The organism is Glycomyces lechevalierae (genome assembly GCF_027622945.1).
GTDB lineage: Bacteria > Actinomycetota > Actinomycetes > Mycobacteriales > Micromonosporaceae > Glycomyces > Glycomyces rutgersensis.
In genome coordinates this window covers 98,933-124,390 of sequence record NZ_JAPZVQ010000015.1, presented here as the reverse complement: position 1 = coordinate 124,390, position 25,458 = coordinate 98,933, and the positions used below count along the sequence as shown (strand labels likewise).

Sequence of the window (25,458 nt, the reverse complement as noted above, 5' to 3'; positions counted from 1 at the left end):
GCGAGGGGCGTCCGGCGGTAGGATGGTGAGCATTGATTAATTTGCTAACGGTGTTCACTTTAATAAACGCCCATTCATCGAGTCAACACCGTTAACCAATTTGTAGCCTGAGGAGAGCAGTGACCTCGAACACCGCGGGAGGCCCGTCCCGTCGCGAACGGATGCGCGCCGAGACGATCGCCGAGATCAAGGCGAGCGCCAGGAGCCAACTGCTGCAGCACGGGCCGAGCGGGATCTCCCTGCGCGCCATCGCGCGGGACGTCGGCGTCACGGCTGCAGCGCTCTACCGCTACTTCGACAGCCTCGACGCGCTCCTCATCGAGCTCTGCTGCGACCTCTATGACGAACTTATCGCCGAAACGCGCGCGGCGATGGACGCATCGCCGCCCGAGGCGCACCTCGAACGGATGAAGGCCTGGGTGTGGGCCTTCCGCGACTGGGCGGTGGGCAACCGGCGCGAGTTCGAGCTGATGATCTCCTACCCGGAGGGCAACGCCGCCATCTCCATGGACGGGCGGGCGCTGGAGCACGCCCCCGAGAACCTCGACCCCGTGACCCGCAAGTCCCTGGAGCACTCGCAGATGTGCGGCCGCGAGATGGCGGCGTTCTACCGCAAGACCGAGAGCGGGGAGATCCAGGCCGCCGGGCCCCTGGAGCTGCCGGAGATCTCGGACGGGCTCAAGGCCGAGCTCGTCGACAAGTGCTCGATGTTCATCGTCGGCGAGCCCATCCCGCTCTCCTGGATATTCACGTTCACCTCGGCCTGGGTCCGGGTGTTCGGGCTCGTCGTCATGGAGGCCTTCGGCAACCTGCCCGTGCAGGAGAACGTCGACGAGTTCTACAAGACCCAGATCCTCGCCATGATGCGCGACTTCGGCATCGAGGGCTGAGCACGTGAAAAGGGCCGGGACGCGAGCGTCCCGGCCCTTTTTCGCGCGTTCTAGGAGACGGCTTCCTCCGCCGGGCAGCTCCGGATGTCGTGCCCGACCGAGGTCATGCACTTGCCGGACTTGAGGTTCCACTTCCAGCCGTGCATCTGGCAGGTGAGCACGCCGTCCTCGATCTTGCCGAAGACGGAGAGGTCGGCCTTGAGGTGCGGGCAGCGGCGCTGGAACTGCCAGCCGTTCATGACGATGTCCTCGTCGTCGGGGCGCTGCTCGGCGTACCAGCCCTCGGCGTACTGCAGACGCTCCTCGGAGAGGCACTTGAAGAACGCGTACACGTACTCGTTGTACTGGCCGATGCGCGCGGCCGTGAAGCGGCAGGAGAGGAACAGCGAGTTGACCCAGTCGACCTCGCGGATGTGCAGCAGGTGCTCGATGAGGCGCCGCTCGGTGCGGAACCGGTAGCGGACCTTCGCGCCGTCGTCGAGGTAGATCCGGCGCTCGAGGAAGTCGAAGACGATCGACTCGACGACCTGGTCGGAGTCAGGGGCGGTGAGGTCGAAGCGGACGGGACCGCCGATGCCGGTGGCGATGTGCTCGGCCGACCGCATGAGCGGCTCGATGCGCTCGCGCAGGGTCTCGAGGACGTCGATCTCCGGGTGCGACCAGGAGGCCTTCTCGGCTTCGAGGCGCGGCTGCATCCGCTCCTTGTACTCGTCGAGGTGCTGCTTCTTGTTGTCGAACCAGGCGCGCAGGTCCTCGACCGGGTGCGTGACCGAGGCGGAGCCGTCGGCGCTCACCTCGGCGACGGAGCCGGGCAGCAGGATGATGTTCTGCTTGCGGCCCTGCTCCTCCAGCCAGTCCACGTAGGACATCTGGTCGGGGAAGATGTTGCCCTCGTCGCCGAACACGTCGTTGAACTGGTAGAGCGAGTCGTCGAGGAAGCAGGGCGGGCCGGCGATCGGGAAGACCCAGTCGCCCTTGACGTCGTCGATGTACCGCAGCGAGCGGTCGAAGCCGCGCTCGCGCTTCTGCTTCCCGAAGGCGCGCTTGGCGTTGTCGGGCAGCTCGTAGACCATCGGGAACCAGATCGCGCCGGAGAACTGCAGCAGGTGGGCGTGGATCTTGCCGTGCTGCAGGAAGACGCTCATGTCCGTGGGGCGCGCGTCGTTCTGGTTGAGCATGCGGGTGCCGTCGGCGTCCTCGACCCACAGCGAGGAGTCGCCGATCGGCCCGTCCGTGGGGCTGGTGAGCGCCTGGATCATGACCTTGACGCCGCCGGGGAGCTCCACGATCTCCTCGGAGACGGTCTTGATGAACTTGTGGAAGCCCAGGGCGCGCAGCTCCGACTCGAGCTCCGAAGTGGGGTACTCCGGCAGCAGGACCGTCGTGTCCTTGCTGATGTGCTCGGTGAGGTTCTCCTCGTCGAAGTGGTCGCGGTGGAGGTGCGAGACGTAGAGGTAGTCGGCCCGGCCGAGCGTGTCCCAGTCGAGCTGCGAGTTGTCGGGGAAGGGGAACCAGGAGGCGAAGTAGGCGGGGTTCACCCAGGGGTCGCACAGGATCGACCCCGCTGCGGTCTCGATGAACATGCTGGCGTGGCCAGTACCGGTGATTCGCACAGTGACCCTTCCGGACAAGAGGACGACGACGCCTCCCAGCCTACAAGTCACAGCATCGACGGGGCCGGGACGTTCGTCCTTGTGGCGTGCGAGACTGTGCCCGAACAACGAAGAGGTCGGAGGAAGTCACATGGCCGCAGAAGAGCAGGTGCTCTCGCCCGCGCAGCGCAAGCCCACCAGCCGCAAGGCCCTGTACACCGCGCTGAGCGTCGCCATCGTCATCAACCTGGCGTACCTGTTCGGCAACCACCAGGGCTGGATCGAGGACGTCTTCATCGGCATCACGGTGCTGGTGCTCCTCGGCGTCATCGTCTCCGACGCCTGGATGCGCAAGACCGGCCTGCGATAGGCGATCCCCCGGCGGGTCCGGGGCCACGAGCACGAGGAAGGGGCGGGTCCGCGGACCCGCCCCTTCCTCGTGTCGTCTTAATGCATCATGCCGCGGCGCGCGAACATCTCGCGCACCTCGCGCAGCGCCGAGTCCACTTCGGCCTCGAAGTACCCGCCTTGGACCAGGGAGAACTGGCTCGTGTCGAGTTCGCGGTCCGAGAGCGGGACGGGGTTGCGCCCGGTCATCGCCGCGGACACGGCGTCGAACATCTGGTCGACCTGGCCGGGGTCGTAGCCGGAGCCGAAGCGGCGCGGCTGGAAGGCCCGGCGCATCTGCTCGAGGCGCTGCACGTCGTCCGGGGTGAACGGGGAGTCGGACGCCCGCATCTCGGTCGTCATCTCCTCGCGGCCGTGGCGGCCGGGGGCCTCGAACGAGCCGCGGCCCTCATACGGGTTGCGGCGGCCGAAGTCCGGCGGGGTGGCCGCGCCGCGCGGGGCGCCCTGCTGCGGGCCGCCCTGCGGACCGAAACCGGGGTCCACGGGGGGCGCCGGAGGGACGCTCTGCGGGCCGAAGCCGCCGGGGTCGGCGGGAAGGCCGGGGGGCGGGCCGGCGGGGCCGCCGAAGCCGCCCGTCGGCTCGTGCTGCGGGCCGCGGTCGAAGCCCTGCTGCATGGGCGGGCTCGGAGCGGCCGCGCGGCGGCCGTAGCCCGTGTCCTCCTGCGGCTGGCCGCTCTGCTGGCCGAACCCGCCGCCCTGCTGCTGCCCGTACTCGCGGCCGCGAGGGCCGCCGTACGGGTCGGACTGCTGCGGCTCGGGGCGGCCCATCGGGGCCTGGCCCATGCCGTTGACGAGGCTCTGCGGGATCGCCTGGGTCGGCGCCGCGGGCGGGATCGGCTCCGGTTCGGGCTGGTTGTACCGCCCGGCCTGCGGGATCGCGCCCGAGGGCGGGCCCTGGTGGCCGCCCGGCATGGGCGGCTGCTGCGGCATCGGGGGCTGCTGCTGCGGCATGCCGCGCCGGCTCCCGGTGTCGCTGAACTCGTCGTCGTAGGCCGCGCCGAACCCAGGAGCGGGCTCGGGGGCGGCGCGCCGGGCCTGGCCGTAGACGCCCGGGGCATCGTTGGGGCCGTAGCCGGAGCCGTCGTTGGGGGCGCTCTGCTGGCCGAAACCGGCGCCGGGGCCCTCGTTCGGGGCGCTCTGCTGGCCGAAGCCGGGGCCGTCGTTCTGCCCGAACGGGCCGGGAACGTCGTTGGGCGAGAAACCGCCTCGCCTCGGGTCGGACTGCAGCGGGAGCTGCTCGGTGGCGCCGTGCGGGATCGGACCGGCCTGCGGGCCGTCGTGCATCGGCATCCCGGCGCGGGGCACCGCCTGCGTGGGCGGGGGGGCGAAGTCGCCGCGCGCGGGCTCGGGGCCGCGCGGCGCGCCGTACTCGTTGCCGAAGCCGCCCGGTTCAGGGGCCGAGCCGTACTCGTTGCCGAAGCCCGCGGGCTCGGGGGCGGAGCCGTACTCGTTGCCGAAGGCGGGCTCGGGGGCGCCGCCGCGCGGGCCGAAGCCGTTGCTGCCGTTGACGCCTCGCTGACCGCCGAAATCGCCCTGGCCGGGGCCGAAGTCGTCGCGGGCCGGACCGAAGTCGCCCTGGCCGCCGCGCCCGAAGTCGTTCGGGCCGGGCCCGAAGTCGTTCGGGCCGCCGCGGCCGAAGTCCTGGCCGCCGCCGTTGCGCTTGGCGAACGGGTCGTCGTAGTCGTCGTCGGGGGGCCCGGCGAGGAAGCCGAAGCCCTCGTCGTCGCCGCCGCGCAGGTCGCCGAAGCCTTCATTGTCCGGCGGGGGCGGCGGGGCCGCCGCGCCGCGCGGGGCGCCGCGTCCGCGGCCGACGGGTTCAGGGGCGGGAGGCGGGGGCGCCATCTCGCGGGCGGGCATCATCTCGTGCGCGGGGATCGCTTGCGTCGCAGCGGGAATGACCTGCGTGGCCTGGGGTTCGGGGGCGCGTCGCGCGCCGGGGGTCGCCTGCATCGGCGGGGCCGGCGCCGCACTGACCTCGGCCTTCCCGTAGTCGGGGGCGGGGGCGGTGCCGAGGACGCCGCGCTCCTCGAGCTCGGCGAGCTGGCGGGCGACCCGGTCGAGGTAGACGTCCACCTGCCACTCGTCGTAGCCGCCGAAGCGGACTCTGAAGACGACGTCGTCGACCTCGTCGGCCGACACGGGGCTGCCCACCGGCTCCCCGGCGAGGGTCGCCTCGACGCGGTCGAGGAACGCGTCGACCTCGTCGACCTTGTAGCCCCGGCTCAACGCCCGGCGCCGGAACCGGTCACCATGACTCGCCACTACCAAGCCACCCTTCTCCGCCTAATCCTCGGCGCCAGAGGCGCCGAGCGGCTTCGCGCCGGCGCGGCCGGGCGTGCCGGCCTCCCGGACCGAAGCAGCTAGCTGCCCGCAGGCGCCGTCGATCTCTTGGCCGCGCGTATCGCGCACCGTCGTGGACACACCCGCGGCCCGCAGCCGCCGTACGAACTCCGCTTCGACCGGCTTGGGACTGGCGTCCCAGCGGCTCCCCGGAGTCGGGTTCAATGGAATCAGGTTGACGTGCACCAGTTTGCCCGCGAGCAGCTTCCCCAGGAGGTCCGCCCGCCAAGGCTGGTCGTTGACGTCCCTGATCATCGCGTACTCGATCGAAACACGACGTTTCGTCACCCGAGCGTACTCCCAGGCCGCGTCGAGCACTTCGGCGACCTTCCAGCGGGTGTTGATGGGGACGAGCTCGTCGCGGAGCTCGTCGTCGGGGGCGTGGAGCGAGACCGCCAGCGTCACCGGCAGGCCTTCCTCCGAGAGCTTCTTGATGGTGGGCACGAGGCCGACCGTGGAGACGGTGATGTTGCGGGCCGAGAGCCCGATCCCGTCCGGCACGGGCCCGGTGATGAGGTGCAGGGCGCTCTTGAGGCGGGCCCAGTTCGCGAGCGGCTCGCCCATGCCCATGAACACGATGTTGGAGAGCCGGCCCAGGCCGCGCTCCTCGGCGATCCGCGCGGCCGCGACCACCTGGTCGACGATCTCGGCGGTGGTGAGGTTGCGGTCGAGGCCGCCCTGGCCGGTGGCGCAGAACGGGCAGGCCATGCCGCACCCGGCCTGGGAGGACACGCACGCGGTCACCCGGTCGGGGTAGGCCATGATGACGCTCTCGACGAGCGCGCCGTCGTAGAGGCGCCACACGGCCTTCACGGTCTGGCCGTCGTCGCACGAGTCGACGCGGATCGGCTGCAGCAGCTGCGGGAGCAGCGCCTCGCCGATGGCCTCGCGCGCGGCGGCGGGCAGGTCGGTCATGAGGGACGCGTCGCCGACGTGGCGGCCGAAGTACTGCTGGCGCAGTTGCTTGGCGCGGAAGGCGGGCTGCCCGATCTCGGAGAGAACGGACTGGCACCCGGCCAGATCGAGGTCGGCGAGGTGTCGCGGCGCGGCCTTGCGGGGGCGCGGTTCGGTCAACGTGAGTGCTACAGACATGTCACGACCTAGTCTCGCATGACAGGACCGGAACCCGCCAACCCCGGATCATGGAATTCACCCCGGGCCCTCCTTCATCGGATACACCAATCAGGACACATCACCCGAGCAGGTAACGGAACCACACGTAAGCCACGGGCGCGACCATGAGGATCGAGTCGAGCCGGTCCATGACCCCGCCGTGACCGGGAATGAGATTGCTCATGTCCTTGATGCCGAGGTCCCGCTTCAAGAGCGAGACGGACAGGTCCCCCAACGTAGCGGCCAGCGCCACGCACACGCCGAACGCCACGCCCAACGGGAAGGGCACGTCGAAGAACAGCCACAGGGTGACCGAACCGCCTATGGCGGCGGCCACGACGGACCCGCCGAGGCCTTCCCAGGACTTCTTGGGGCTGATGCGCGGGGTCATCTGGTGGCGCCCGATGAGGACGCCGGCGGTGTAGCCGCCGGTGTCGGAGCAGACGACGGTGAACAGCGCGATGATGACCTGCGCCGCGGCGCCGTCGATCCAGCGCGCCGAGTCGTTCTCCGCGGTCGCCAGGAGCATGATGAACCCGGCCAGGAACGGGACCTGGACGAGCAGGAGCGCGGCGGCCGCGGTGTCGGTGCGGTAGCCGGTGGCGCCTTCGGAGAGGCGCCACACGAACAGGGCCGCGACGCCGACGGCGGTGCCGAGCAGCAGGCCGGTGGCGCCGCCGAACCAGGCGAGGACCACGATGAGCGCGCCGGCTGCGGCGAGCGGGATCACCGGGACGTTCCTGCCGCCCTTGCGCATCGCCATGCCGGTCTCCCAGCAGGCGACGGCCACGCCGATGACCGCGACGCCGAGGAACGCGGTGGGCCAGATCAGGAGTGAGGCCAGGACGACCGCGGCCATGCCGAGTCCGGCGCCGATGGCGACGGGCAGGTTGCGGCCGGCCTTGGGCTTGCGGTCGTCGGGACCGGTCTCGGCGGCGCCGGGCCCTCGCCCGTCCGGCGACGGGTCAGGGCGACGGCCGGGCGAACCGTCGGGAAGGGCGCTCATCAGATCTCGAGCAGCTCAGACTCTTTGGAGCCCATGAGCTCGTCCACGTGGCCCACGAAGCGGCCGGTGAGGTCGTCGAGCTCCTTCTCGCCGGAGCGGCCCTCGTCCTCGGAGACCTCGCCGTCCTTGACGAACTTGCCGATCTCGTCCTTGGCCCTGCGGCGGACGTTGCGGATGGCGATCTTGGCGTCCTCGCCCTTGGTCTTGACGACCTTGATCATCTCGCGGCGCCGCTCCTCCGTCATGGGAGGCAGGTTCAGGCGGAGCTGAGTGCCCTCATTGGAGGGGTTGACGCCGAGGTTCGAGTTGCGGATCGCGTCTTCGATGTCCTTCATCTGGGACGTGTCGAAGGGCTTGACGATCACCATGCGCGGCTCGGGGATGGCGATGGAGGCGACCTGCGGGATGGGGGTGGGCGCTCCGTAGTAGTCGACGGTGATCCGGTTGAACATGGAGGAGGACGCGCGGCCGGTGCGGATGGCGGCGAATTCCTCCTTGGCGTGCTCGATGGCCCGCTCCATCTTCTCCTCGGCTTCGAGGAGGGTGTCGTCAATCACGGCTTTCTCACATTCTCTCGCGGCCTGACAGCACTTCTGACCGTACCGTCCCGGCGGCGTGGCTCGGTGGCGTGGATGTCATCGGACGCGGCGGGTTTTCGCGTGGGGGGCCGGCGTCCGCGAGGCTCAGTCGTCGGCGGCGTGGATGAGGGTGCCGAGCTGTTCGCCGACGATGGCGCGGCGGAGGTTGCCGTCGTCGTCGGCGCCGAAGACGAGCATCGGCAGGGCGTTGTCCTTGCAGAGGCTGAAGGCGGCCTGGTCGACGACCATGAGCTCGCGCTTGAGGGCCTCGTCGAAGGTGATGTCGTCGAGTCGCTGCGCGTTGGGGTCGGTGCGCGGGTCGGCGGTGTAGACGGCGTCGACGCCGTTCTTGCTCACGAGCACGACCTGGGCGCCGATCTCGAGGGCGCGCTGGGCGGCGACGGTGTCGGTGGAGAAGTAGGGCATGCCGGCGCCGGCGCCGAAGATGACGACGCGGCCCTTCTCGAGGTGGCGGATGGCGCGCAGCGGCAGGTAGGCCTCGGCGACCTGGGCCATGGCGATCGCGGTCTGGACGCGGGTGTCGACGCCTTCCTTCTCCAGGAAGTCCTGGAGGGCGAGGCAGTTCATGACGGTGCCGAGCATGCCCATGTAGTCGGCGCGGGCGCGGTCCATGCCGCGGCGCTGGAGTTCGGCCCCGCGGAAGAAGTTGCCGCCGCCGACGACGATGGCGACCTGGACGCCCGCGGCGACGCCGGCCGCGATCTGGCGTGCGACGGCCTGGACGACGTCGGGGTCGACGCCGACGGCGCCGCCGCCGAACGCCTCACCGGACAGTTTCAGCACGACCCGGCGGTACGTGTCTTGACTCATGGCACTCCCCTGCTTGACGTGTCCCTCGGTGGCTGCGCTGCCGTTGACCGTACTGCCCGCGCCCGGCCGCGTTCGCTCCGGCCGCCTCGGCCGTGCGGCCCGCTCAGGCGGGCGCTGCTTTCCCCGGGCATGGAACGGGGCGGCGGCCTGCGCCGCCGCCCCTTGCCATGCCAAATTACAGCTCGCAAGCTTCGCTGAGAAGGCTTACGGCTGGAGCCAGTGTAGTCCGCGTGTGCGGATTACTCGCTACTCCACACCGACTTCGTAGCGGATGAAGCCGGTGACCTCGGTGTTCGCCTCGGCGAGCACCTGGGACACGGACTTCTTGTTGTCGAGGACCGAGGTCTGCGAGAGCAGGGCGAAGTCACGGAAGTAGGCGTTGACCTTGCCTTCCACGATCTTGTCCCAGGCGCGCTCGGGCTTGCCCTCTTCCTTGGCGGTCTCGAGCGCGACGCGCTTCTCGGCCTCGATGACCTCGGCCGGGACCTCGTCGCTGGTGAGGTACTTCGGACGCATCGCGGCGGCCTGCATGCCGACCTGACGGGCGGCCTCGGCGTCACCGGTGTACGAGACGATGATGCCGACGGCCGGCGGGAGGTCGGCGGCCTTGCGGTGCATGTAGACCGCGACGTCGCCTTCCAGCGAGCCGACGCGCCCGAGGGCGAGCTTCTCGCCGAGCTTCACCGACTCCTCGGCGATGACCTCGGCGACGGACTTGCCGTTCAGCTCGGCCTTGGCGAAGGCCTCGGCGTCCGCGGGGCGGACCTCGTCGGCCAGCTCGACCAGCGTCTGGGCGAGCTCGATGAACGCGCCGTTCTTGGCGACGAAGTCGGTCTCGCACAGCAGCTCGAGCAGCGTGTTGCCGGACTGCGCGACCAGGCCCTGGGCCGTGGTGCGCTCGGCGCGCTTGCCGACGTCCTTGGCACCCTTGATGCGCAGGGCCTCAAGGGCGGCGTCGTAGTCGCCGTCAGCCGCTTCGAGGGCCTTCTTGACGTCCATCATCCCGGAGCCGGTGGCTTCCCGGAGCTTCTTGACGTCAGCCATCGTGAAGTTGGCCATTGCTCCCCTTCTTACTTCTCGTCTTCGACGGTCTTCTCGCCGGACGGCTCGACGACCTTCACGGAGTCTTCGGTGTTCTCTGCGGCCTCGACGGCGGCTTCGGTGGCGTCGGTGGAGAGGAGTTCCTTCTCCCAGTCGGCCAGCGGCTCGCCCTCGCCCTTCTCGACCTGGCCGCCGGAGCGGGCCAGCAGGCCTTCGGCGACACCGTCGGCGATGACCTTGGTCAGCAGGGCGACGGAGCGGATCGCGTCGTCGTTGCCGGGGATCGGGAAGTCGACCTCGTCGGGGTCGCAGTTGGTGTCGAGGATCGCGACGATCGGGATGTTGAGCTTGCGGGCCTCGTCGACGGCGATGTGCTCTTTCTTGGTGTCGACGATCCAGATCGCGGCCGGGGTCTTCTCCATGTCGCGGAGGCCGCCGAGCGTGCGCTCGAGCTTGTCCTTCTCGCGCATCAGCTGGAGCATTTCCTTCTTGGTGCGGTTCGCCGCACCGTTGGCCTCGATGATCTCGAGTTCCTTGAGGCGCATGAGGCGCTTCTGGATGGTCTGGAAGTTCGTGAGCATGCCGCCGAGCCAGCGGTGGTTCACGAAGGGCATCCCGACGCGCTGGGCCTGCTCGGCCACGGCTTCCTGGGCCTGCTTCTTGGTGCCCACGAACAGGACCTCGCCGCCCTCGGCGACGACGTTCTTGACGAAGTCGTGGGCCTTGACCGCGAAGTCGACCGACTGGCGCAGGTCGATGATGTAGATGCCGTTGCGGTCGGTGAGGATGAACCGCTTCATCTTCGGGTTCCAGCGACGGGTCTGGTGACCGAAGTGCACACCGCTCTCGAGGAGCTGGCGCATGGTGACAACCGACACGGTTGTGTTCCTTTCATTCCCTGGTTCAATCGCGGGAGGCGCCCGAAGTCCGGGCGTCCCGCGCCTGGCACTCGCCTCCGGCGATCTGCAACCGGGATAGTCCCGGACCTGGGAGATCGCTAGGGCCGGACCGCATCCGTCGCAATGCGCCCCTGCAGGGCGTGCGATGGAGGTCGGGCCGCGGCGAGCGCGCGAAGTCGGTTCGGCGCACCAAGGCGCCGTACCGCTCCAATCAGTGTACTCAAGCCCTCGTGCGCACTACGAACGCGGTGGACCGCAGTGACAGACGCAATGGACGGCCGCGACGGTCTCCGCACCCGCGAACAGTCAAGAAGTTCGATACCGGGCAGAACCGCCAAGCAGCTCAGAACCGCCTGAACAAAGTTATCCACAGGCACAAAACTTTTTATTGCCGATACCGGGCACCGGCGTCAGCATTGAGTCATGCGACAACTACACAACGCAATCATCGTCAGTCTCATAACCGCATCGCTCCTGGCCGTCGCCGCCATCGTGAGTCCCACCATCGCCAGGGCCGAACCGCCCGCCCCCGAACAGGCCTACGCCCCCAACGCCCCCGCCTCCGGCCCCTGGCGCTCCCCGGTCGGCGCCCTCGACCTCCTCACCCGCTTCGACCCGCCGCCCGAACCATGGCTCCCGGGCCACCGCGGCGTCGACCTCGCCGCCGGGCCCGGCCTCCCCGTCACCGCAGCGGGCGCGGGCACCGTCGTCTTCGCCGACGACCTCGCCGGGCGCGGCGTGGTCAGCATCGTCCACGACAACGGCCTCCGCACCACCTACGAACCGGTCGAACCCCTCGTGGCCGCCGGCGAGACCGTCACCGCGGGCCAGACCATCGGCCGCCTCCAGCCCGGCCACACCTCCTGCCCCGGCCGGGCCTGCCTCCACCTCGGCCTCAAACGCGGGCCGCTCTACCTCGACCCGATGCTGCTCTTCGGCAAAGGCAAAGTGCGGCTCCTCCCCCGTCCCGGCAGAGCGGAGGCCGAACGATGAACCGCCTCGCACCGACCAGGACTGAACCGCCACAACTCCCAACGCAACCGCCGTCAACCCAAGCTCGAACCCGGCCAGCTGTGAACTTGAGGCGCCTGACCCCGCACCAACTCGGCCGCCTCGGCGAACGACTCGCCGCGGCGCACCTCCAACGCGACCGGATGCAGATCCTCGCCCGCAACTGGCGCCACCGCCTCGGCGAACTCGACCTCATCGCCCGCTCGGCCGACACCGTCGTCTTCTGCGAGGTCAAGACCCGCCGCTCCGACCGGTACGGCGGCCCGCTCGGCGCGGTCGACGGCGAAAAGCTCCAACGGATCGAACGACTCGGGCGGGCCTGGCTCAAGCAGCACTGCCGCACCGACCAGCCATGGCGGATCGACCGCCTCGCCCTCACCATCACCGGCCGCCGACGCCTCGCACTCGAACACCACCGGGGGAACCGCCATGGGTTACGCGCGCACGAACACCGTCTGCATGATCGGTGCGACAGCCGTCGCAGTCGTCGTCGAAGCCTCGGTCTTCAAATCCTCCGCGAAGGGCGCGGACTCGGTCCGCATGTCGGGCCTGCCCGACAGCGTCGTCAACCAGGCCCAGACCCGCGTCCGCTCCGCGATGGCGAACTCCGCCTTGCGATTCCCGGACAAGTCGGTGACCGTCAACTTCCTCCCGGCCTCGATCCCGACTACCGGCTCGGCGGCCGACCTCGCGCTGGCGCTCACGATCATGTGCGCCGACGACACGCTGCCGATGGAGAAACTGAATGACACGGTCCTGCTCTCCGAACTGGGCCTCGACGGCAGCCTGCGAGCCGTGCCCGGCACGCTCCCGGCACTCATGGAGGCGCGGAAATCGGGGATGCGGACGGCGATCGTCTCGCCGGCGAACGCCGCTGAAGCGTCCCTCGTCGACGGCCTCGCGGTCTACGCCCCGCGCGACCTCGCAACGCTCGTGGCCTGGCTGTTCGGTCAGACCACGCTCGACCCGGTGATGCGGACGATTCCCGACGACCCGCCACCCTTGCCTGACCTCGCCGACGTACGCGGACAACCGACCGCCCGCCGCGCCCTTGAAATCGCAGCAGCCGGAGGCCACCACATGCTCATGGTCGGTCCCCCGGGAGCGGGCAAGACGATGCTCGCCGAACGTCTCCCGTCGATCCTGCCGCCGCTGACCGACGCCGAGGCCGTCGAAGTGACCTCGCTGCACTCGCTCCGGGGCCGCTTCTCCGGCGGCGCGGCGACCCTGATGCGTCATGCGCCGTTCGAGGCGCCGCACCACTCGATCACCATGCAGGCCTTGGTAGGCGGCGGCAGCGGACACGTGGGCCCCGGCTCCCTGGCTCTCGCACACCGAGGGGTCCTGTTCGTGGATGAGGCCCCCGAGTGGAAGCGCTCGGTCCTCGACTCACTGCGTCAGCCCCTGGAATGCGGCGAGGTGCGCATCCGAAGGGCGAACACCTCGATCTGCTACCCGGCCAGGGTGATCCTGGTGCTCGCGGCCAACCCCTGCCCATGCGCACCCAACAAGCCGCACGACTGCACTTGCACGCCGCAGGTGAAACGCAGCTACCTGCCACGGATCTCGCGGCCGCTGATGGACCGTATCGACCTTCGCGTGCACCTGCCGGCCGTGCCACCGTCGGCGATCCTCGCCGAGATGTCGGAAGCCGAACCGTCCGAGCAGGTGGCCAAGCGTGTGGCGAAAGCCAGGGAAGCGGCCGCAGCGCGCTGGTCCGAAGCGGGCGAGGGCTGGCAGTGCAACAGCGAGGTACCCGGCCCCGCACTGCGATCCGAACGATGGCGGCTCCCGCCTCATGTGCGAAAAAGCGTCGACGACCTGCTGTTGAAGGAGAGGATCACCGCCCGCGGCTACGACCGCGTGCTGAAACTCGCCTGGACGATCGCCGACCTGCGCGAACACGACCGCCCGACGGCCGAGGACATCACGGTCGCCAGCGAACTGCGCATCGGCTACACGCTCACCTGACCCAAAACCAACTCCTGACCCGGGCAGTAGTCCGGCCCCGGCCACAACTCAACCCGACAACCGAACGCCCACAGCCCCAACACCACACATCCAATACCGAGGAGGAACCGTGACGAACCTGCCCGACGACCCACGCCTCGCCCTCATGCTCCTGTCCTCGACAGTCGAGCCGGGCGACGCCGAACTCGACGACCTCCTGGCCGAGACCGACCCGATCGAGGTGGTGAAGCGCCTCTGGGAAGGCGAGGTTCCCGAACGCCTGGGGCGCATCACGAGCGCGATGGTCTCCTGCACGCACGACCCGGCCGAGCGGGCCGCCGACATCGCCGCCGCCACGAAGGCCTGCGGCGCGAAGGTCCTGATCCCCGGTGATCCCGAATGGCCCGATCAGCTCCGCGACCTGACGCTGGTCTGCGACGCCGACGAACCGCATGTGCGGCCGCCGCGCTGCCTCTGGGTCAGGGGCGAGCAGGACTTGGCCCGCCTGTGCCGCCGTTCGGTGGCGATCGTCGGTTCAAGGGCCGCCAGCGAATACGGCCAGCACCTCGCCGACGACCTCGCTGCGGACCTGACCGAGGCGGGCTGGACGATCGTGTCCGGCGGTGCGTTCGGCATCGACAGGGCCGCACACCTCGGAGCCCTGGCCCGAGGCGGGTCGACAGTGTCGGTCCTGGCATGCGGGGTCGAGTTGCCGTATCCGAAGGGCAACCACTCGATGTTCAACCTGATCGCCGAGAACGGCCTCATCATCAGCGAATGGCCGCCCGGTACCTCGGTCATGAAGCACCGCTTCTTGACCCGCAACCGCGTCATCGCGGCGCTCACCGCCGGCACGGTGGTCATCGAAGCCGCCCACCGGTCGGGCGCGCGCAACACGGCCCGCTACGCGGCCGAGCTCGGTCGCGTCCTGATGTTCACGCCCGGCCCGGTGACCTCGTCGATGTCGGCCGGTGTCCACCAACTGGCAAGGGAGCCTTGGGAAGCACGCCTGGTGACCCGAGCCGAAGAAGTCATCGAAGACCTGACCGGCATCGGCGGCCCCCTGGCGACCCCACCGCCGCCGCAGCGTCGTCCCTTCGACCGCCTGACGGAGGTCGAAGCCCGCCTGGTCGAGTCCCTGCCACGGGGCTACGTGGTCGAAACGACCCGCCTGGCAGCCGCCGCCGGAGTCCCCGCCGAAATCGCAGCGGAGACGCTGGAACACCTCCTCCGAACCGGCTGGGTGGACCGCATCGACAACCGCTGGCGCCTCGCAAGAGGAGGCCAATCCTGACCCCGAACGAACCCCAAGCCCGAGCCCCGCCCGTGCCAGTCCCCCAGTCTGAACGGAGCGAACCGAAGCCGACAACCCGAAGCCCCCGACACCAAACAACGCCCTGACCACGAAAGGAGACCGATCTGACCCGACCACGAGCACCGCCGGCGACCGGCACGACAGCACGACACGTCCGTTCATGCGGTGCGCGCCGCATCCGATATCGAGGGGTGGGCGGGGTGGGGGGCGGGGGGGAGGGGCCCCCAAAGGGCGTTCCGCTCCCGCGGCCGGCTGGATCTTCGTGCTGATTCCCGCGATCGGCGAGCGTGGCTGGGGTGCAGCATCGAAAATCGGCCGGGAATCGGGCGGCCGAGTCCACGCGCACGATCCCGAACCGGACACCTCCGCGCTGGCGCGCGGCGGGGCGTCAGCAGAGGGCTGCGTGGTCGCCTTTCGGGTAGTCGACCACGACCATGCGCGGGTTCTCGAGCTCCGCGAGCGGGGCCCAGCATTCGTAGAGGCCGCGTTCGACGCAGGTCGCGTCAGTCGCCATGATCGATTCGAGGTCGGGCTGACTCAGCCGCACACGCACCCAGTCCTCGTTGCGGCCCAGCGCGAGCACGTCGATGTCGCGCCAGCGCGCCCGCGTGAAGAACCGCTGCGGGCGGGTCACCGGGCTGCGGCTCGTGGCGCCGCGGGCGTAGACGCTGAACCCGTGCCCCGGGTCGGCGGTGACGGGGACGCGTTCGCCTTCATGGTCTCCCATGAGTCCAGCATGGACGGACGGATTGGTTCGGAAGAGCGCACGCCCGGTCTCGAGTCCGGGGATCCGGTTCACGAGGTCGCGGTGGCGGGCGCCGGCCATGCGGTCCCAGACGTTCGTCTGCGGCTGGTACTGGAACAGCGAGATCTCGCCGCCGTCGGGCGTGTACGCGAGGATCTCGGCGCGCGCGGTGAGCGGCAGGTCGGCGAGGGCCGCGGTCGCGAATTCGGGGATGAGGTGGGTGCCGCTCGGGAGGAAACCGGTGCCGAGGATCATCGAGCCGCGCCGTTCGCGGCCGGGGACGCTGACGAGTCCGGGGAAGTTCGCGGCCTCGGTGCTCTGGTAGTCGCAGGAGCAGATCGCCTTCCAGCGCAACGCGAACGAGGTGTCGCGGGCGTCGTCGGGGTCGCCGGAGAGCACTACTCGGTCGTCGGGGGTGCGCAGGTGGGCGACGTCGAATTCGCGGAAGCACACGCCGCTGACCACGGGCGCCGAGGTGAGTTGCCGGGCGACCTGGTGGCGGCTGAGGGGTTTGACCATGCGGGTGCCGGCGGTGACGAACGCGGTGGCGCGCACGGCGGAGACGAGGGCGCGTTCGGCGGGGCCGATGCGCGGGTTCTGGCTGTACCGGTGGACGGTGGCGGCGTCGACGCCGGGCATGACGGGGATCGCCAGCGGGGCGACGCCGGCGAGGAGGAGTTCGCCGCCGGTGCTGGTGACTTCTGAGGCGTGGACGTAGCGGTGGAAGGCGCCGCCGCTGGGGTGGAAGCCGTCTTCGCGGGTGTCGGAGTAGAGCTCGAATGCGGCGCCGCCCGCGATCGCTCGCGCCCGGTATCGCCGTTCGTGCCAGACGATTTCAGTGGTGCCGGTCGGCGCGGCTGGTGGTGCCTGCATGACGGAGAGTTTACGGAAACGGGTGAACATCTCGGTGAACCGAAGGTGAACACCCGTTTCCGCACACCCGCCGAGCTGGGCTCACACCGTCTCGGTGACCTTTTTGAGGCCTCGCGGAGCGTCGGGATTCTCGCCGCGCTCGATCGCGAGATGGAGCGCAAGTTGTTGCAGCGGAAGGATATCGAGGAGCGCGGCGAAGCGTTCGTCGACGGCGGGGGTGGCGAGTCGGGCGGTCTGCCCGGGGACGTCGGCGGCGCCGACGACGACCACGTCGGCGCGCTGCTTGCCGAGTTGCGTGAGGACGTTCCACATTGCATGGCCGCCGGGGCCGGAGCCGACGACGGCGAGGACGGGCACGCCGGGGTCGGTCATGGCGAGGGGGCCGTGGAGGAGGTCGGCGCCGGAGAACGCGAGCGACGGGAGGTAGGAGGTCTCCATGAGTTTGAGGGCGGTCTCGCGGGCGGTCGGGTAGGCGTAGCCGCGGCCGGTGGTGACGAAGCGGGAGGCGAAGCGGTAGCGGCCGGCGAGTTCGGCGGCGCCGGTGGTGGCGAGGACGCCGCTCGCGAGTTCGGGGAGCTTGCCGATGGCGGTGGCTTCGGCGGCGTCGAGGCGGCCGGTGCCGGTGCGGATGCCCTCGATGAGGAGCAGGAGGGTGAGGAGTTCGGCGGTGTAGGTCTTGGTGGCGGCGACGGCGCGTTCGTGGCCGGCGCGCACGTCGAGGTGGAGTTCGGCTTCGCCGGCGAGGCGGGAGTCGGGGTTGTTGGTGACGGCGAGCGTGAGGGCGCCGGAGGCGCGGGCGGCGGCGACGACCTGGGCGAGGTCGGGTGAGCCGCCGGACTGGGAGACGGCGATCACGAGAGAGTCGGACCAGTCTGGTCGGGCGTCGTAGACGGTGACGACGGAGGGGCTGGCCAGGCTGGCTGGCAGGCCGAGGCGGATCTCCGTGAGATAGGCCGCGTAGAGGGCGGCGTGGTCGGAGGTGCCCCGGGCGGTGAAGACGATGGAGCGCGGGCGGCGTTCGGCGATGATCGCGGCGATGCGGGCGATCTCGGCGGCGCCGTGGTCGAGCACGTCGGCGTAGACGCCGGGCTGCTCGGCGATGTCGGCGGCCATGCCCTTTCCGGGCTGGTCCGCGCTGGTGTTGTCGGTGGCGCCGACCTGGGGCTGGTTCACTTGACGCTCCTTGTGAAACGGGTACCGCTAAAATATTAAACAAACCTTTATAATGAAGCGTAGTCGACCGTCACCACGCCCGTCCACCGCACTCGGCCTTCGCCGAGCTCCCGTGTCCGCACCTCCAACCCTGCTACGACTCGGGTGGCTCGTCAATGAAGTGTGTCCACTGCCCTCCGTACACCCGCGCAGGTGCCGGTAAGGTTGACCCCTGAATTCCCGACCGACCTAGGAGGAAGCCGTGGCGAAAGCAGCCCGCAAGCGCAAGTCGCGTAAGAAGAAGTCCGCGAACCACGGGAAGCGCCCGAACAGCTAGCGCGTGGCGGGGCAGGCGGCCGAGGTCGCGACTGCCCCGCAGATCGCACTGGACACCCGGCGCAGAACGAGAATTGCCCACATGACCGAAGCGCCGCGCGAAGCGCGCGAGCAGCAACAGCCGAGCACCCGAGAGCGGATCCAGCAGACCGCGATCGCGCTCTTCAGCGAGCACGGCTACGAGCACACCTCTCTACGGGAGATCGCCGAGCAGCTCGGCGTCACCAAGGCCGCGCTGTACTACCACTTCAAGACCAAAGAAGACATCGCGGCGAGCTTCTTCGACTCCTACGCGGAGGATCTGGACCGCATCTGCGACTGGGGCGACACCCGGCCGCGCGAGCTCGACACCCGCACCGAACTCCTGCGCCGTTATGCGGAGGTCATCCGGTCGCACGTGCCCGTGCTCAGGTTCATGCAGAACAACCAGGCCGCGCTCACGCGCCTCGACCGCATGTCGGTCTTCAGGCTGCGCCAGCGGCGCCTGCACGCGCTGCTCGTCGAGGCGGACGCGCCGCTCATCCACCGCCTGCGGGCGTGGGACGCGATCACGACCCTCTACAGCAACTGGATCACCTATCCGCGCGGTGACGACTCCGAGGCGGACCTGCGCGAGGCGTCGCTGCAGATCTCGATCGGCATGATCCGGGCCAACGCGGCCGAGCAGTCGGCCCCCTGAGCGGAGCCCATGAACGTTCCACGGCCGCTCGCGAACGCGCGGTCGACCGCGGGAAATGCGGGTGTGACACCGCAAGACCTGCGAATACAACGCAGTCGGGCCCGGTCACGGGCCCGATCGGCGTCTCAGACGGTGGTCAGCGCTCGCGCTCGACGGCGGCTTCGCTGAAGATCTCGCTGACCTGCTCGATGGCGCTCAGCTTCTCGCGCAGACGGGTCTTGACCTCGTCCGGCGCCTTCTCCTTGCTGCAGCAGCGGTGCACGATCGTGCGAACCTCCTGCTCGATGCCGTACTCCGAGAGGCAGGGCGAGCACTCTTCGAGATGGTCGCGAATGACGCCGCGGCGGCGGTCGGAGCACTCTTCGTCGAGATAGAGGTAGACCTCTTCGAGGACCTCCCGACAGTCGAGTTTGGGCTTCTCCGGTTCGGCGGTCACTGCTGTACCTCCCGTGCGGGCGAAAGGCCGCGGTCCGCGGCGTACGAGCTCAACAGTTGACGGAGCTGGCGCCGGCCCCGGTGCAGCCGGGACATGACGGTGCCGATCGGCGTGCCCATGATGTCGGCGATCTCCTTGTAGGAGAACCCTTCGACGTCGGCGAGGTAGACCGTCAGGCGGAAGTCCTCGCCGAGCTGCTGGAGGGCGTCCTTGACGTCGGAGTCCGGCAGGTGGTCGAGCGCCTCGGTCTCGGCCGAGCGCAGCCCCGAGGCGGAGTGCGATTCGGCGTCCGCGAGCTGCCAGTCCGTGATCTCGTCCGTGGGCGAAGTGAGCGGCTGGCGCTTCTTCTTGCGGTACGAGTTGATGTACGTGTTCGTAAGGATCCGGTAGAGCCACGCCTTCAGGTTCGTGCCCTCGCGGAACTGGTGGAACTTCGAGTAGGCCTTGAGGAACGTCTCCTGCACCAGGTCCTCGGCGTCCGCGGGGTTGCGCGTCATGCGCAGCGCGGCACCGTAGAGCTGGTCGATCAGGGGCATCGCGTCGCGCTCGAACCGCTCGCGCCGCTCCTGGGTGTTCTCGCTGCCTGCCTCGGTCACCGTCTCCCTCTCGTAGCCGACCGGTTCCGAGCCTACGGCAGGGTCCTGGACGGGAGCTGAGGAAATACCGGCGGTCGTGACGCCGCCGACCGGGGAGGCGCCGTTCGGGGACGGCGACCATTCGGGGCCGCTCAGGAGCGCGGCCAAGCGCTCGTCCTCGCGTCCGCGGAGGGTGGTGGTCATGCGTTGGGCTCCTTGCTAGAGACATCGTGGCCCGTGAACCCCTTCGCCGCGGTCCGCGCGGCGGTGGCCGGCGTGCCGAGGCGGGAGACTCGTCCCGAACAACAGCAATGGGCGCCCCCGCATTCCGCTCAAGGCGAAACCACCCGAGTCGTATCCGCCACACCACCTGCGCAGCTTCGAGACTCGCACTATTTCGGGTGAAGTGTACGAAATTCGGGATATCACCCGAAATTACTACTTAATGGATAGAAACGGTAACTTTCGGTGCGGGTCGTCGTTATCGTGGGTGGACCCGGAAGGGTCCTGATCGCGCCGGGAGACCGGCGCGTGAACTCCCAGTACCTGCCCCGGGCCGGCGAACATGACACCGTCGTCGGTCCGGGGAGGCTACTCCCCCGCCTTCCCCGGACAAGCGAAAAGCCGCGACCTTCGCTGGGTCAGCGGTCGCGGCTTTCGATTCGGCTGATTCGGCTAGGCGCCGACGGCCAAGGGGTTGATGTCCTTCCAGACCTCGATCATCGCCCGGCGCTCGCGAGGCGCGGTGGCCCCCCAGACGCCGTGGCGGTCGCGGGCCTCGAGGGCCCGGACCAGGCAGGGCGTGCGCACCGGGCAGGACGCGCACATGGCGAGCGCCGCGTCGATGGGCTCACGGGGTTCGGGGTACATGACGTCCGGCTCGGCGTCGGCGCAGTTGCCCTGGCGGAGCCAGGCGTCGCCGCTCATCCGGTAGGCGCCTCTGATGATCTCGTTGCGGTATTCGGCGGCATCGAGCAGCCGGGGGTCTCTCCGGGCTCGAGCCACCTCATCGGGACGGATACGCCGCATTGCTGCCTCCCACTTTCCATTTGGATGCAGAGCCTCTCCACCGCAGGCCCTTCCCGCTTGATTGGGCTTCTCGCGGGAAGCGATTCCTTCAGCCGGCGGCGGCTTGTACACGAAAGACCGACGACTTGGGGTACAGATACGTTGAGCCGATTGTGATTGACTTCACAATCCTGGAATGGTCGTGGGGCCCTCGGCGTCGACGGGGCGGATGAGCTCGGGGCCCTCGTTGTCGGCCTTGCCGACCGCGCGGCCGACCTTGCGGATCTCCAGTTCCTTGGCGAGCGAGGGCGCGGGGCCGGCGAGCAGGTCGGACTCGTCGGCGTCCTCCTCCCCCAGCCATGCCGCGTACCGCTCGGGCGGCAGGACGTACGGCATCCGGTCGTGGACCGTCTCGATCGCCTCGTCCAGCGCCGGGCAGGTGAGGATCGTGAAGGTGAGGAGGTGGACGTCGCCCTGGCGCCAGGTGTCCCACAGCCCCGCGAAGACGACGCCGCCCGGTTGGGTGAAGTAGTAGGGCTGCTTGCCGCCGCCGGGGAGCTTGCGCCACTCGTACCAGCCGTCGGCCGGGACGAGGGCGCGGCGGGACGCGAAGGGCCGCTTGAAGGCGCGCGAGGTCGAGACGGTCTCGATGCGCGCGTTGAACATGCGGGAGCCGATCGCCGGGTCCGAGGCCCACCACGGGACCAGGCCGAAGCGGGCCAGTTCCACCACGCGCTCGTCCTTCGACTTCGAGCGGCGCACCACCGGGGCCGGGGTCGTGGGCGCGATGTTGTACAAGGGCGTCCAAGCGCCCGCAATGAGGTCTTCGGCGTCGAAGAGCGCGGCCATGTCCGGGCTCGACTTCGTGTTCGCGTACCTTCCGCACATGCCCTCACGGTAACCCCCGCCACCGACACTCCGGCTCCTCAATTTCCGCCACCCCGGCGCGGGCGCGCCACCCCCGGTGCGCCGACCTTCGAGTGCCGAGCTCGCGGGCCACTAGAATGGCTGCGTGAACGCAACTGCAGCCCCCGACAAGCGCCGCTGGGAGACTCCGTACGCGGAGGCCGAGCTCGACGCGGTCGTCCGCGTGCCCGGCTCGAAGTCGATGACGGCCCGCGCCCTCATCCTCGCCGCGCTCGCCTCCGGCCCGTCCACGATCCGGCGACCCCTCATCGCCCGTGACACGCTGCTCATGGTCGAAGGGCTGCGGTCCATCGGCGTCGCGGTCGACACGGGCGACGACGAGGTCTGGACGGTCACGCCCGGGACCTTCAAGGGCGGCACCGAGGTCGACTGCGGGCTCGCCGGGACCGTGATGCGGTTCCTGCCCCCCGTCGCGGCGCTCGCGGACGGCCCGGTCGGCTTCGACGGCGACCCGCACGCGCGCAAGCGCCCCAACGACGGCGTCATCAAGGCCCTGCGGGACCTCGGCGTCGCGATCGAGGACGGCGGGCGCATGGCGCTGCCGTTCACCGTGAACGCCACCGGCGGCGTCAAGGGCGGCGCGCTCGAGATCGACGCGTCCAAGACCTCGCAGCTCGTGAGCGCCCTCCTCATGGCCGCGCCGCGCTTCGAGAACGGCCTCGACCTGCGTCACACCGGCGACAAGCCCGTCCCGAGCCGCCCGTACCTCGACATGGTCGTGCACATGCTCCGCCAGGCCGGGGCCGAGGTCGACGACGCCGAGCCGAACCGCTGGCGCGTCGCGCCCGGCGAGCTCCAGGGCCGCGAATGGGTCATCGAGCCGGACCTGCAGAACGCCGCGCCGTTCCTCATCGCGGCCGTCGCCGCCGGCGGCCGGGTCACCATCGAGGGCTGGCCGACCGAGACCACCCAGGCCGGCGACAAGATCCGCGACATCCTCGTCCGGCTCGGCTCCCGCGTCGAGTGGAGCCGCGGCGGCCTCACCGTCGTCGGCGCGCCGTCCGTGCTGCCGGCCGAGTTCGACCTGGCCGACGCCGCCGAGCTGACGCCCGCCCTCGCGGCCCTGTTCGGGGTCAACAAGGGCCCCTTCGCGATCCGCGGCGTCGCCCACATCCGCGGCCACGAGACCGACCGGATCTCGGCGCTCGTCACCGAACTGCGCAAGATCGGCGCCGACGTGGACGAGTTCGAGGACGGCTTCCGCGTCAACAGCGGCGGCCACGCCACCGGGACCTGGGCGACCTACGCCGACCACCGCATGGCCCACGCCGGCGCCGTCGCGGGGCTCGTGATCCCGGGCCTCGTGCTCGACGACGTGGCGTGCGTGTCCAAGACCTGGCCCGACTTCGCCGAGGCCTGGGAACGCGCGATCCGGGGTGACGCCTAGTGCCGCAGCCGGATTGGGACGTCGAGGTGGACGAAGACGACGACGAGTGGGACGAGGACGACGTCAAGGTGCGCGCGACGCGCCGCTCGCGGCCGCGCACCAAGATCCGGCCCAAGCACGAGCACGCCCAGGAGGGGTTCGTGACGGCGGTCGACCGCGGCCGCTACACCTGCCTGGTCGACGACCGCGTCGTCACCGCCATGAAAGCGCGTGAGCTCGGCAAGCAGTCCATCGTGGTCGGCGACCGGGTCGGCCTCGTCGGCGACCGCTCCGGCAATGCGGGAACCCTGGCGCGGGTCGTGCGGATCGAGCCGCGGCACGGGGAGCTGCGGCGCTCCGCCGACGACGAGAACGCCACCGAGCGCGTCGTCGTCGCGAACGTCGACCAGCTCGTCGTCGTCGCCAGCCTCATCGACCCGCCGCTGCGGTACGGGTTCGTCGACCGGTGCCTCGTCGCCGCCTACGACGCCGGGGTCGCACCCGTCCTGTGCCTGACCAAGCACGACCTCGCGCCCGAGCTCGTCGCCGAAGCGCGCGCCTACTACTCCCAGCTCGACCTGACCATCACCACGACCGAGCCCGAAGCGCCGCTCGAGGATCTCGTGGAGCTGCTGCGCGACAAGGAGAACGTGTTCTTCGGGCACTCCGGCGTCGGCAAGTCCACGCTCGTGAACCGGCTCGTGCCCGGGGCCGGGCGCGCCGTCAGCGAGGTCCGCTCGATCGGCAAGGGCTCGCACACGTCCACGAGCACCGTCTCCTTCGCGCTGCCCGGCGGCGGCTGGGTCATCGACACGCCCGGCGTGCGCTCCTTCGGGCTCGCGCACGTCACCGCCGACTCGATCCTCAAGGCCTTCCCCGAACTCGAGGAGGTCGCGCAGGACTGCCCGCGCGGGTGCACGCACACCCCCGAGATCGGCGACTGCGCCCTCGACGCCGCGATCGGCCCGGACGACCCGCGCGCCGGCCGCCTCGCCTCGTTCCGGCGCGTGCTCGCGTCGCTCCACGAGGCCGACACCAAGAACTAGTTCACCTCTTCGTTGCCTCGCTGGTCGAGGGCCCCTTCGGGGGCTCAGTAGGATGTGCCCATGCCCACCTCCAGCTACAACGACGATCTCGGCCTCGCGCACCTGCTCGCGGACAGCGCCGCCCAGATCGGCAACAGCCGGTTCCGTGCCTCCGACCTGCGGGTCTCCTCCAAGCCGGACATGACCGAGGTCTCCGACGCGGACACCACGATCGAGGAGGTGCTGCGCTCGACGCTCGCGCGCGCCCGACCCCGCGACGGGATCTACGGCGAGGAGTACGGCGACAACCCCGGGGCCTCGGGCCGCAAGTGGGTCATCGACCCGATCGACGCCACCCGCAACTATGTTCGCGGCGTGCCGATCTGGGCCACTCTCATCGCCCTGTTCGACCGCGGCGAGCCTGTCGTCGGCATCGTCAGCGCCCCGGCGCTCGGCCGCCGCTGGTGGGCCATGAAGGGCGCGGGCGCGTTCGCCGGCCGCGACCAGCGCGCCGGCAAGCGGATCCAGGTGTCGAAGGTCGGCAAGCTCTCCGACGCGTCCGTCAGCATCTCGTCGATCACGGGCTGGACGAAGCTCGACCGGCAGGGCGCGATGCTCGGGCTGCTCCACGAGGCGTGGCGCGAGCGCGGCTTCGGCGACTTCTACTCGTACTGCCTGCTCGCCGAGGGGGCCGTGGACATCGCGGCCGAACCCGAAGTGGCCCTGTGGGATCTGGCGCCGCTGGCGCTGATCGTCGAAGAGGCGGGCGGGACCTTCACGGACCTGCGCGGACGCCCCGGCCCCGACGGCGGCTCCGCGCTCGCGACGAACGGGCTGCTGCACGAGCAGGCCTTGGAGCGCTTGAAGATCCGGGAGCCGTAAGGCAGAGGGAAGGGGGCGTGACCGCTGCGGTCACGCCCCCTTTTCCGTCGGTCTAGCGGTGTTCGGCGAGGAACTTGAGCTGCTCGCCCTTCTGGAGGATGCCGCCGCCTTCGTGGCCGTTCCAGGGCCACACGGTGATCCGCTTCTCGCCCTGCCAGCGGTTGTAGGCGGCGAACACGGTGGACGGCGGGCAGATGTCGTCCATCAGGGCCACGGAGTAGAGCGCGGGGGCGGTGCCGCGCGCGGCGAAGTTGACGCCGTCGAAGTAGTCGAGGGTCGCGAACGTGCGCTCCTCGCTCAGCCGCTGGCCGGAGAGGAACTCGCCGATCTCCTTGTAGGGATAGGAGTCGGTGATGGTGGTGGCGCGGCGGAAGTAGGTCAGGAACGGCACGTCGATCATCGCGCCGGCGAGGTCGTGGGGGGGGGGGGCCCCCGCCCGCGCCGAGGCGGCCCCCCCCGGGGCCCCGGGCCCCCGCCACC

23 protein-coding genes and 3 pseudogenes are annotated in these 25,458 nt (G+C 70.0%); 11 read left to right on the top strand and 15 right to left on the bottom strand.

The window, feature by feature from the left end; genetic code table 11:
• Positions 1 to 119: 119 nt before the first annotated feature.
• Complete coding sequence (locus O2L01_RS20515) at positions 120 to 890, top strand: TetR/AcrR family transcriptional regulator (protein WP_270123902.1); 771 nt, start codon at positions 120 to 122, stop codon at positions 888 to 890.
• A gap of 50 nt (positions 891 to 940) precedes the next feature.
• On the opposite strand, the gene O2L01_RS20510 is transcribed toward O2L01_RS20515, so the two are convergent.
• The gene (locus O2L01_RS20510) at positions 941 to 2,503 is read right to left on the bottom strand and encodes a Rieske 2Fe-2S domain-containing protein (RefSeq protein ID WP_270123901.1); all 1,563 of its coding nucleotides are present in this window, start codon (positions 2,501 to 2,503) and stop codon (positions 941 to 943) included.
• A 130-nt stretch (positions 2,504 to 2,633) separates the two neighbouring features.
• On the opposite strand from O2L01_RS20510, the gene O2L01_RS20505 reads away from it, so the two are divergent.
• Positions 2,634 to 2,852, top strand: a complete 219-nt coding sequence (locus O2L01_RS20505) for a hypothetical protein (protein ID WP_208496595.1) — start codon at positions 2,634 to 2,636, stop codon at positions 2,850 to 2,852.
• 2,012 nt (positions 2,853 to 4,864) lie between these two features.
• Here the strand turns inward: O2L01_RS20505 and O2L01_RS25760 are convergent.
• The 7 genes and pseudogenes from O2L01_RS25760 to rpsB form a co-directional block, all read right to left on the bottom strand.
• A pseudogene (locus O2L01_RS25760) lies at positions 4,865 to 5,152 on the bottom strand (DivIVA domain-containing protein); the annotation flags it as partial.
• 21 nt (positions 5,153 to 5,173) lie between these two features.
• Positions 5,174 to 6,322: a dual-specificity RNA methyltransferase RlmN gene (rlmN, locus tag O2L01_RS20495; protein ID WP_270123899.1), complete on the bottom strand. Its 1,149-nt coding sequence runs from the start codon at positions 6,320 to 6,322 to the stop codon at positions 5,174 to 5,176.
• A gap of 100 nt (positions 6,323 to 6,422) precedes the next feature.
• Positions 6,423 to 7,349, bottom strand: coding sequence for a phosphatidate cytidylyltransferase (locus O2L01_RS20490; protein ID WP_270123898.1), 927 nt, complete (start codon positions 7,347 to 7,349; stop codon positions 6,423 to 6,425).
• Complete coding sequence (frr, locus tag O2L01_RS20485) at positions 7,349 to 7,906, bottom strand: ribosome recycling factor (protein WP_270123897.1); 558 nt, start codon at positions 7,904 to 7,906, stop codon at positions 7,349 to 7,351. The genes O2L01_RS20490 and frr overlap by 1 nt, the downstream gene beginning before the upstream one ends.
• Before the next feature lie 126 nt (positions 7,907 to 8,032).
• Positions 8,033 to 8,758, bottom strand: coding sequence for a UMP kinase (pyrH, locus tag O2L01_RS20480; RefSeq protein WP_270123896.1), 726 nt, complete (start codon positions 8,756 to 8,758; stop codon positions 8,033 to 8,035).
• Positions 8,759 to 9,004: 246 nt separating this feature from the next.
• On the bottom strand, positions 9,005 to 9,817 hold the full coding sequence (tsf, locus tag O2L01_RS20475) for a translation elongation factor Ts (protein ID WP_270123895.1): 813 nt from the start codon (positions 9,815 to 9,817) through the stop codon (positions 9,005 to 9,007).
• An 11-nt stretch (positions 9,818 to 9,828) separates the two neighbouring features.
• Positions 9,829 to 10,677 (bottom strand): 30S ribosomal protein S2, encoded by an 849-nt coding sequence (gene rpsB, locus O2L01_RS20470; RefSeq protein WP_270123894.1) that lies wholly within the window; start codon positions 10,675 to 10,677, stop codon positions 9,829 to 9,831.
• 444 nt (positions 10,678 to 11,121) lie between these two features.
• Between rpsB and O2L01_RS20465 the strand changes: the two genes are divergently transcribed.
• From O2L01_RS20465 to dprA, 4 genes and pseudogenes are all read left to right on the top strand, one after another.
• The gene (locus O2L01_RS20465) at positions 11,122 to 11,691 is read left to right on the top strand and encodes a murein hydrolase activator EnvC family protein (RefSeq protein ID WP_270123893.1); all 570 of its coding nucleotides are present in this window, start codon (positions 11,122 to 11,124) and stop codon (positions 11,689 to 11,691) included.
• Positions 11,688 to 12,071 (top strand): annotated as a pseudogene (locus tag O2L01_RS25755) (YraN family protein); the annotation flags it as partial. The gene O2L01_RS20465 and the pseudogene O2L01_RS25755, both read left to right, overlap by 4 nt.
• A 67-nt stretch (positions 12,072 to 12,138) precedes the next feature.
• A complete protein-coding gene (locus O2L01_RS20455) occupies positions 12,139 to 13,680 on the top strand; it encodes a YifB family Mg chelatase-like AAA ATPase (RefSeq protein ID WP_270123891.1) in 1,542 nt (513 codons plus the stop codon).
• Positions 13,681 to 13,789: 109 nt separating this feature from the next.
• Entirely contained in the window at positions 13,790 to 14,953 is a 1,164-nt protein-coding gene (gene dprA / locus O2L01_RS20450; protein ID WP_270123890.1) for a DNA-processing protein DprA, read from the top strand.
• A 409-nt stretch (positions 14,954 to 15,362) separates the two neighbouring features.
• Here dprA and O2L01_RS20445 read toward each other — a convergent pair whose 3' ends face one another.
• On the bottom strand, positions 15,363 to 16,592 hold the full coding sequence (locus tag O2L01_RS20445; RefSeq protein ID WP_270123889.1) for a hypothetical protein: 1,230 nt from the start codon (positions 16,590 to 16,592) through the stop codon (positions 15,363 to 15,365).
• Between the two features lie 81 nt (positions 16,593 to 16,673).
• The gene (locus O2L01_RS20440; protein WP_344469220.1) at positions 16,674 to 17,705 is read right to left on the bottom strand and encodes an SIS domain-containing protein; all 1,032 of its coding nucleotides are present in this window, start codon (positions 17,703 to 17,705) and stop codon (positions 16,674 to 16,676) included.
• 301 nt (positions 17,706 to 18,006) lie between these two features.
• Between O2L01_RS20440 and O2L01_RS25750 the strand changes: the two genes are divergently transcribed.
• A complete protein-coding gene (locus O2L01_RS25750) occupies positions 18,007 to 18,081 on the top strand; it encodes a 50S ribosomal protein bL37 (protein ID WP_373897052.1) in 75 nt (24 codons plus the stop codon).
• 81 nt (positions 18,082 to 18,162) lie between these two features.
• A complete protein-coding gene (locus O2L01_RS20435) occupies positions 18,163 to 18,759 on the top strand; it encodes a TetR/AcrR family transcriptional regulator (protein WP_270123887.1) in 597 nt (198 codons plus the stop codon).
• Between the two features lie 136 nt (positions 18,760 to 18,895).
• Here O2L01_RS20435 and rsrA read toward each other — a convergent pair whose 3' ends face one another.
• The 4 genes from rsrA to O2L01_RS20415 form a co-directional block, all read right to left on the bottom strand.
• On the bottom strand, positions 18,896 to 19,195 hold the full coding sequence (gene rsrA, locus O2L01_RS20430; protein WP_270123886.1) for a mycothiol system anti-sigma-R factor: 300 nt from the start codon (positions 19,193 to 19,195) through the stop codon (positions 18,896 to 18,898).
• The gene (locus O2L01_RS20425) at positions 19,192 to 19,974 is read right to left on the bottom strand and encodes a sigma-70 family RNA polymerase sigma factor (protein WP_270123885.1); all 783 of its coding nucleotides are present in this window, start codon (positions 19,972 to 19,974) and stop codon (positions 19,192 to 19,194) included. The genes rsrA and O2L01_RS20425 overlap by 4 nt, the downstream gene beginning before the upstream one ends.
• A 471-nt stretch (positions 19,975 to 20,445) precedes the next feature.
• Complete coding sequence (locus O2L01_RS20420; RefSeq protein ID WP_270123884.1) at positions 20,446 to 20,799, bottom strand: WhiB family transcriptional regulator; 354 nt, start codon at positions 20,797 to 20,799, stop codon at positions 20,446 to 20,448.
• 162 nt (positions 20,800 to 20,961) lie between these two features.
• Positions 20,962 to 21,666, bottom strand: a complete 705-nt coding sequence (locus tag O2L01_RS20415) for an SOS response-associated peptidase (RefSeq protein ID WP_270123883.1) — start codon at positions 21,664 to 21,666, stop codon at positions 20,962 to 20,964.
• A gap of 124 nt (positions 21,667 to 21,790) precedes the next feature.
• On the opposite strand from O2L01_RS20415, the gene aroA reads away from it, so the two are divergent.
• The 3 genes from aroA to hisN are packed head-to-tail and all read left to right on the top strand — an operon-like array spanning position 21,791 to position 24,978.
• Positions 21,791 to 23,092 (top strand): 3-phosphoshikimate 1-carboxyvinyltransferase, encoded by a 1,302-nt coding sequence (gene aroA, locus O2L01_RS20410; protein WP_270123882.1) that lies wholly within the window; start codon positions 21,791 to 21,793, stop codon positions 23,090 to 23,092.
• Positions 23,092 to 24,117, top strand: coding sequence for a ribosome small subunit-dependent GTPase A (gene rsgA, locus O2L01_RS20405; RefSeq protein WP_270123881.1), 1,026 nt, complete (start codon positions 23,092 to 23,094; stop codon positions 24,115 to 24,117). Before aroA ends, rsgA begins: the two co-directional genes overlap by 1 nt.
• 60 nt (positions 24,118 to 24,177) lie before the next feature.
• Positions 24,178 to 24,978, top strand: a complete 801-nt coding sequence (gene hisN / locus O2L01_RS20400; RefSeq protein ID WP_270123880.1) for a histidinol-phosphatase — start codon at positions 24,178 to 24,180, stop codon at positions 24,976 to 24,978.
• 52 nt (positions 24,979 to 25,030) lie between these two features.
• Here hisN and O2L01_RS20395 read toward each other — a convergent pair.
• A pseudogene (locus tag O2L01_RS20395) lies at positions 25,031 to 25,458 on the bottom strand (acetylxylan esterase); the annotation flags it as partial.